We start from the raw sequence: 3,653 nt of genomic DNA, 5'->3' as shown, positions 1-3,653 counted from the left end.
AGGGACTCGCTCGACTTGCATGTATTAGGCACGCCGCCAGCGTTCGTCCTGAGCCAGGATCAAACTCTCCAATAAAGTTAGAAAGAAATTGATCAAGGTTCAAAAACATGTTTGCTTGGCTATTTAAAACGCTTCGCTGTTCAGTTTTCAAAGAGCATTTTCTTGCTTGTCCTTGCGATCTGGAACGTTATTTCGTTTCATGTTCTCTCGAGGACAAGAAATAATCTATCATGTCTGTCCGGATTAAGTCAATAGGTTTTTTTAAAAAAATCTAGGTAAGATGTTCCTCTTCCCATTTGCGTCTTCGCGCGTATTTGGAAAGATCGTTGGGGGAGGCGACTCGTGCGTACATTCGGAAGAGGATCGAGTATCGTTCCTCCATGGCTCGTTTCACTAAATAATCAATACGTTTGTCGCTAAAATCCAACAGCATTTCTTCCAACTCTCGTTTCAGCAGATACTCCAGTTCCTGTACTTCCTTGGTATTGAATAAGAATCCTAGCAACGATATCTACCTCCGCCTCGCCGAGTCTACCCTTTATCTTTTCCAACCCGCTCTAGCCGTATTCAGTTCAAGAGTAGTAAATATCGATTGCATTATTTTATTAATAATAAAAAGCCTCCGGAGTACCGAAGGCCTTCCCTTCCAAACCCTTTTACTTAAACAGTTGAAACTGTCCGCCCACTGTGTTTTGCAATAGCAGCGGCGTCACGACACTTTCCACAAAGGCGGCGATAAACAGCAGGACAACAACCGTTAAAACCGCTGCAGGAAACTGCTTTAAAGCGGCATGCCATTCGTTCTTTACCAGCTCCGCTCTGTTGATACGCAGCAAAGCCCCGATGGATCGAAAGCTCAACATCCCCAGCCGAATACCCACTGCTGAAGCAAAAACGACAGCTGGGAGTTCAAAGATTCCGTGCGGCAAAATACCCACCGCGAACACAAGGAGCGGATTAACACCGGCTGCACTGATTTTTGCCATGATAAACCCGAGCAATACCCCGTTCGACAACAATCCCACGATGGGAAAGACAGCAAAGAATACTCCCAACGCCATCATCATCAAGGAACTGATCACGTTGTTTTTAAAGATCGCCCAGAACGTAGCGGCCACACTTCCACCGTTCTCCTTGATCCGGTCAACGATCTCTTTAATTTGTGCCAGCATTTGTTTGGCGAGAGTCTCGACCATATCCGCCTGGAAAAAACCAATGGTCGCTCCCCCCAGCAGCAACAAGCCCGCGGCCAGAAAATATCCCTTGTTATCTGACCACAACTGCCGCAGTTGATTTCCCATGAAACACTCTCCTTTTTCTCCTGCTACTACCACTATATGTATTGTAACGCAATTATACCCGTTAGGACAAAGAATATCCTTGTCTACTCCGCCATACATTGGTTATGGGGACAAAGGGTAAAGGGGTGCTGCAAGGTGAAATACATATTTGTGGTAAGTTCAAGGCGCATCAAGCAGATGCTGATCATTTTTACCGCGGTGCTTTTGGCAATCGGAATTGCGTACGCGGAACGAGATACGATTGCCGTTTTTACAGGCGGCGATAAGGGCAAAGTTCCGCAAGCCATCTACAAGGTGGATACCAACGAGAAAAAAATCGCCCTGACCTTTGATATTAGTTGGGGAGAGACGAGAGCGACGCCCATCCTTGACATTTTGAAGGAAAAGAAAGTGAACAAGGCGACCTTCTTCCTCTCCTCGCCATGGAGTCAACGCCATCCCGACATCGTGAAACGAATCGTCGAAGACAAATACGAAATCGGCTCTCACGGCCATAAACACGACGATTACACCAAGTATTCGGATGAAGAGATACGGAATCAAATCGGGAAGGCTCACACCATCCTAACCGAGCTCACCGGCAAACAACCCAACTTGATCCGCATGCCCAACGGCGACTTTGACAAACGGGTCCTTCACGTAGCGGCCGATATGGGTTATACCGTGATTCAATGGGATACCGATTCCAAAGACTGGACGAATCCCGGTGTAGACACGATCGTCAAAAATGTTCTCTCCAAGGCGCATCCTGGAGACATCATCCTGATGCACGCAAGCGACTCGTGCAAACAGACGCATTTGGCATTGCCGGCCATTATCGACCGACTTCGGGCGGAAGGGTACCAGTTCGTCACCGTCTCCGAACTGATCGCCGGATCGCAGGTAAAAAGCGAGGAAGTAAACTGACAAAAACAAAAGCTGGTCCCCCAACAGGATCAGCTTTCTTTGTTTACCAGACGATGCAGCTGCATGACTTGCCACACGTTTGAGAACAGAAGCGGAACGCTCATGAACAGAATCGTCTCGTTATCATTTTGCCTCAGGGCAGGAATCCACTCAATGGTCGTAAATACAAACATGAAAAACAGGGTAGGAATCCATGCATTCGGGTTGGTGAGGCGGACCTTCGCATAAGCAGTAACCAGCGAGACCAACAATAAAAGTGCAGGCGCCACAAAAAAAGGCCAGATGGAGCTGTTCTGTCCAAACACCGTGTAGCGCAAATAAACGGTATCAAAAAATGTGAACAGGATGAGAAAAATTTGGATGCTCTTCCATAGCGAAGCGCTTTTGAACAGACCTAGAGCGAAATAATTGATGGTCATGTACGCAAAAAACCCCATCTGTGCCACAATACTGATCGTCAACCCGACCAGAATGTTCATCAGGGTGACGACAAAAAAGTTTCCGATGGTGCCGCCAAATACTTTATCCGGCGCCAAAATCATGCCGACGAGTATTCCACCCAATCCCCCGATCAGCAGGGTGGTAAAAAACAGCCAGCCGTATTTGCGCAAATTCAACGTTCGTCCCTCCTATCCAACATCGTTTTGATTGTACCAACCCATGCAAGAAAATACTAGCGTAAGAACGTGACGAAATGAGCACGTTAGAGGTAGGAAGGGAACGAGGAGGGTATCCATCCCATGAAGAAAAGGACATTTCCTTTTTGGCTGTTTCTGACCGTCGGAATCCTCTTGACAAGCTGTAGCGGTCAAGCGCAGGTTTCTTCACCGCCTGATTATAAGACGGTAAAAGATATGGTTCTCGACATCTTGCAAACAGAGGAAGCGAAAAAATCAGTCGCCAAAATGATGCAGGACGAGAAGTTTCAGCAATCGGTCATGATGGACAAGGAAACCTTGAGAACCACCATGATTCAAAGCATTGCGCAGCCGAATAATCCGCAAATCAAGGAAGCGTTCAAGGATCCGAAGTTCACCAGTACGTTGGCCAAATCGATGAAAGACGAGCACAAAAAGCTCATGAAGGATCTTATGAAGGATCCCGAATACCAAAAAGAGCTGATGGCCATCATGAAGGACCCCGAGTTTGAAAAAGGTTTGATGGAACTCATGAAAAGTTCTGCCTACCGCAAGCAAACCATGCAAATCATGAAGGAATCACTCCAAAGCCCTCTGTTCCAGGCTGAATTAATGAAACTGATGACCAAAGCCCAGGAAGAGATGATGAAACCGAAGGAACAGAAGAAAGGGAAAAAAGGCGGCGGGGGTGGCGAAGGCGGGGGCGACTCCATGTAAGAAAACCCACCCGGCATTAGCTAGTTTCCCCTGAAAAATTCCTGGGGTAAGTCAAAAACAAAAGGAATTCAGCTCTCTAAATGGAAGTAGT

5 protein-coding genes and 1 rRNA gene are annotated in these 3,653 nt (G+C 47.0%); 2 read left to right on the top strand and 4 right to left on the bottom strand.

Annotated elements, in window-relative coordinates:
- The 3 genes from ACE99V_RS20170 to ACE99V_RS20160 form a co-directional block, all read right to left on the bottom strand.
- Positions 1–75 (bottom strand): 16S ribosomal RNA (locus ACE99V_RS20170); the annotation flags it as partial.
- A gap of 196 nt (positions 76–271) precedes the next feature.
- Entirely contained in the window at positions 272–505 is a 234-nt protein-coding gene (locus ACE99V_RS20165) for a hypothetical protein (protein ID WP_400492985.1), read from the bottom strand.
- A 151-nt stretch (positions 506–656) separates the two neighbouring features.
- Positions 657–1,301 carry a stage II sporulation protein M gene (locus tag ACE99V_RS20160; RefSeq protein ID WP_400492984.1) on the bottom strand — a complete coding sequence of 215 codons (645 nt, stop codon included), beginning with the start codon at positions 1,299–1,301 and terminating at the stop codon, positions 657–659.
- 135 nt (positions 1,302–1,436) lie between these two features.
- On the opposite strand from ACE99V_RS20160, the gene pdaB reads away from it, so the two are divergent.
- Positions 1,437–2,207, top strand: a complete 771-nt coding sequence (gene pdaB / locus ACE99V_RS20155) for a polysaccharide deacetylase family sporulation protein PdaB (RefSeq protein ID WP_400492983.1) — start codon at positions 1,437–1,439, stop codon at positions 2,205–2,207.
- A 29-nt stretch (positions 2,208–2,236) separates the two neighbouring features.
- On the opposite strand, the gene ACE99V_RS20150 is transcribed toward pdaB, so the two are convergent.
- Positions 2,237–2,824, bottom strand: a complete 588-nt coding sequence (locus ACE99V_RS20150) for a KinB-signaling pathway activation protein (RefSeq protein ID WP_400492982.1) — start codon at positions 2,822–2,824, stop codon at positions 2,237–2,239.
- Positions 2,825–2,947: 123 nt separating this feature from the next.
- On the opposite strand from ACE99V_RS20150, the gene gerD reads away from it, so the two are divergent.
- Positions 2,948–3,562 carry a spore germination lipoprotein GerD gene (gene gerD / locus ACE99V_RS20145; protein ID WP_400492981.1) on the top strand — a complete coding sequence of 205 codons (615 nt, stop codon included), beginning with the start codon at positions 2,948–2,950 and terminating at the stop codon, positions 3,560–3,562.
- Positions 3,563–3,653: the final 91 nt, after the last annotated feature.

The sequence above is a fragment of the Brevibacillus soli genome, from assembly GCF_044759095.2.
Lineage (GTDB): Bacteria > Bacillota > Bacilli > Brevibacillales > Brevibacillaceae > JBIYSM02.
Note: the sequence above shows the minus strand (reverse complement) of the source record. Positions and strands in the feature narration are given on the sequence as shown.